Below are 4348 nucleotides of genomic sequence, written 5' to 3' on the forward strand. Positions count from 1 at the left end.
CGCATTGGGGTTCGGCACGGTATAGCCGTTGGTCTTGCCGCCGTGGTTGATCGCCGTCGCCTTGATCACCCCGTAGATGTGATCGCCATCGGCGATCGCCTGGGCCAGCGGTTTGAGCAGGACCGCGCCCACACCCTCGCCCGGCACATAGCCTTCACCGCCCTCACCGAAGCTCTCGCAGCGTCCCTTGCCCGAGATGAACTTGCCCTGCGCCAGCATCAGGTACTTGTTCGGGTGAATCGAGACGTTTACGCCACCGGCAATCGCTACCGAGCAACCGCCGCGCTGCAGGCTCTCGCAGGCCAGGTGGATCGCCGTCAGCGACGACGAACACATCGTGTCCAGCGCCAGGCTCGGACCATGGAAATTGCAGTAATACGAAATGCGGTTGGCGATTGATGCAGCCGTATTGGACACCGCCACGTTCTGACCGCGCGCCTGAGCTTGCGCGCCGTATAGCTGGTACTCCTCGTACATCACGCCGACGAATACGCCGACATCTCCCTCCGGACCAACGAGGCTGTCGCGTGTGTAGCCCGCATCTTCCAGCGTTTCATGCACGCATTGCAGGAACAGACGCTCCTGCGGATCCATCAGTTCCGCTTCGCGCGGCGAGATGTTGAAGAACAGTGGGTCGAACTTGTCGACGTCATTGAGGAACCCACCCCATTTGCTATAGGTCGAGCCTGGCCTGTTGCGATCCGCGTCGTAGTACTGGTTTCCGTCCCAACGCTCCAACGGGATCTCCGTAATGCTGTCCTTGCCCTGGCTCAAGTTCCTCCAGAATGCCTCTACATCGTCTGCCTGCGGATAACGCCCCGCCAAGCCGACAACGGCGATCGCATCGACCGTGGGTTTCACCGGACGAGCCACGAATCGCGAGCGCGCATGGCGAACTGGCGTAGCACGCGCGTTAACCGGAGTCTTGACTACTGCAGCAGGCGCCGCCTCTTCACCGAGTATCTCGATCAACTCGGCGCGATGATTGGCCAGGAAGTAATCGGATAGTGCCGCCAGGTTCCGATATTCGAAGAACAACGTCTTGGGCAACGAGCCAAACACTTTCTCCAACCTGGCGGTCAGATCCATGACCATCACCGAATCGATGCCGTAGGTTTCCAGCGGCGCGCTCGCATCGATTCGGTGTGCCGGCAGCTTGAGCGTCGACGACAGGTTGCCCACCAGGTAACGGATAGCTCGCTCCCGCAAGCCATCCGACTTGGCATCGTCGGGTTCAGGCTTGCTGACCACGGCAACATTTTCCGCGGGAATCGGCAGCGCATCCGTCATCGACAAGGTTGTCTTCAGGCGTTGCAGCAGGCCTTCGACCACCAGTACTTGCGGCGACTCGCTGGAAAGCGCCTGCGCCAATGCCACGCAACCGCGATCGGTAGGCAACGGTGCCATGCCGATTTCCCGCAGCATGTAATCACGCGTGGCGCTATCGACCTGCATGCCGCCTTCATCCCATAGCGGCCAGTCGATAGACAGGGTATGACCGAAACGCCGCCCCTGAACAACCATCTCGGCGCGACGGTGGGCAAAGGCATCCATGAAAGCATTCGCAGCCGCGTAATCGGCTTGCCCCACATTACCAATAGCTCCAGTAATCGAGGAAAACACGATGAAGCAGTCCAGCGCGATTTCCGCGCTCGCTTCGTCCAGGTTCAACGTACCGGCAACCTTGGCACTGAAAACCTCACGCAGCTGCTGCGGAGTCTTCTTGATCAGGAAGCTGTCGCGCAGGACACCCGCGCTATGGACGATGCCATCGAGACTTTCATAATCTTCGGGAATGCTGCGAACCAGCTTCGTTATCGCCGCCTTGTCGGCCACGTCGACGGCGTGGTAGCGCACGACGGCCCCTAATGTCTCCAGGCTCCGCACCTGCGCCTGGATACGCTCATCCAGCATCGAACGTCCAGTCAGGATCAGCGTGACACTCTTGGCTTGGCGCGCTATGTCCCGAGCAAAAATCAGACCCAGGCCACCCGCTCCCCCCGTGATCAAATAGACGCCCCGGTCCTTCCACGGCGACTTGGCCGCCGGCGTAGTCGACCGTTCGGACCAGCCGCGAACCTGACGCGCACCGTTCACGTAGCGAATGTGCACCGCGGAGCTATCGCGATTCTCTGCCAGAACCTGTGTCACATCCTGCCCAGGCTCGATTTCCAGCACCTGACCGGACAGGCGGGGATTTTCCAGCTGCGCCGTGCGCAACATGCCACCTAAGCCAACCAGCAGCGCAGCTTCGCCATCGCGCGGCACTGCCACCTGAATCAGGTGTTGACCCGACTGGCCGTTCAGCTGTTGGAGCTGTTCCAGCAAGACCAGGGCGGCGGCCTCGTAACCCTGCGACAAGCTGCCATCGATCGACGATGGCAAAGCGATGAGGCCCGGCCATTGCGCACGTGCGCGATCGACGAGGGCTTCGCTCATACCGCAGAGCAGTACCCGATGCTGCGCGAACGTGCGCGCCGCGCCACCTTCATAGCTGACAGGGCGTGACTCCCAGGATGGAACGACATGCAACGTCTGCATGGCGTTAGCTGCCTCGGAGGCGCCGGAGATCTGGCGCAGCTCGAGCTGATGGAGGCGAACGCACACCTCGCCCGCCTCGTCGCAAAGATCGATATCGAACCATCGCGAGGTCTCGCCGACGATATTGGCGGCGCTATGGCGCACAACCGCCCAAGTGGCCTGAGCGACAGGAGCCATGACATCCATGGCTCCTAAACTGGCGGGCAGCCACAGTACCGGAGCATCGGTATCGCTCAGGGCCGAGCCAAGCGTGGATTGAAGCGCCGCATCCAGCAAGCTCGGATGCAATGCATAATCGCCCTGCGTTGCCTGGACCGCAGCCGGTAGACCGATCCTCGCCAGGACTTGATTGGGTCCCACACGAAGCTCGCTTACCCCACGAAACCCTGGGCCGTAGTGCAGTCCCAGTTTCTCGAACGCGCCGTAGCACTGCGCGGCACTCATGACAGACGGGCACGCCTCGCTCAACGCGGCAATATCGTGCCTTACGGCAAGAGACTGTTCATCAGGGACGATCAGAATCGTACCCTCGCTATAGACCAAAGCATCGCCATCGTCGGTATCGCGATAGATCTCGAAATGGATGCTCCCGTCCTCCTGCGGAAGCAGCGCGACATGCAGGTCCAGCGCATCGCTGCCGACCGTCACGGGGCGCCGCCACGCGATATCGCGAAGTTGCACCTGACATGCCTCATCCAACGCTTCGCGCACGGCGCTGTATGCCATTTCCAACTGCGCCGCGCCGGGAAGGGTGCGCGCGCCGCGTACGACGTGATCGGCCAGGAAGAACTCACTGCCGCTCAGGCACACACTGAAACGCTGCATCGAAAAATTCGAGGTATTCCTGTGCAACAGAGGATGCAGGACCTTGCCGCCGCTGCCAGCAAGGATCGCATGGCCATCGCCAGCCTGAATCCAATAACGCTCACGCGCAAAAGGATAAGTCGGCAGACTGACTCGATGCGGCCTCGACTCCCCATGAAGCGCAACCCATTCGACGGATAACCCCTTCACCCAAAGGTCCAGGACTTTGCCGACCTTCCCCTTGGCAATCCAAGCCTCGACCGCATGGGCGATATCTTCGTCACCGGCAAACGCAGCGAATGTCTCCCGGGTCTGTTTTGCCTGTCCGCGATACAACTCCTCGACAAGCGTATCGCCACGCAAATAGCTTTCCAGCTTCTGCCGCGCCTCGCCCAGCGATCGGGCAACCAAACCGAGTCGCTCCTCCATGGCCTCACGGCCGACCTGCAGGGTGTAGGCCAGATCGTCCAATCGCAATGCGCTGTCGCCCTGCCGCGCCACCAGGAAAGCATGCAACCGTTCGACCTGCTCGCGCAGGCGCTCTTCGCTGCGCGCCGACAGCACCACCAGGGCCGGCCCCGGTCGCGGCACATCCGCCCGCACTGGCGCCTCGTATTCTTCGATCACCACATGCGCATTCGCGCCGCCCGCACCGAACGACGAAATGCCCGCGATGCGTGGATAGCTTCGCCCTTCCCGGCTCGGCCGTTCCCAGGGCGACAGCGTCTGCTGCACCACGAACGGCGTACCGGAGAAATCGATGTTCGGATTCAACACGCTCGAATGCAGGCTCGGCGCCAATTGCCGGTGCTTCAGCTGCAGCAGCACCTTGGTCACGCCGGCGATACCGGCCGCGCTTTCACAATGACCGATATTCGACTTGGCCGAACCGATCGCGCAGTACTGCCGGTCGCGTGTCCACTGGCCGAAAGCTTTGCTCAGGCCCGCAATCTCGATCGGATCGCCCAGGCTCGTACCCGTCCCATGCGCCTCGATATAGCTG

At 61.5% G+C, this 4348-nt stretch carries 1 protein-coding gene; it reads right to left on the bottom strand.

Annotated elements, in window-relative coordinates; genetic code table 11:
* The coding region (locus tag VIM98_RS05585; protein WP_331992110.1) for a type I polyketide synthase at window positions 1-4348 on the bottom strand (4348 nt) is incomplete at both ends.

The organism is Dyella sp. (assembly GCF_036568765.1).
GTDB lineage: Bacteria > Pseudomonadota > Gammaproteobacteria > Xanthomonadales > Rhodanobacteraceae > GSA-30.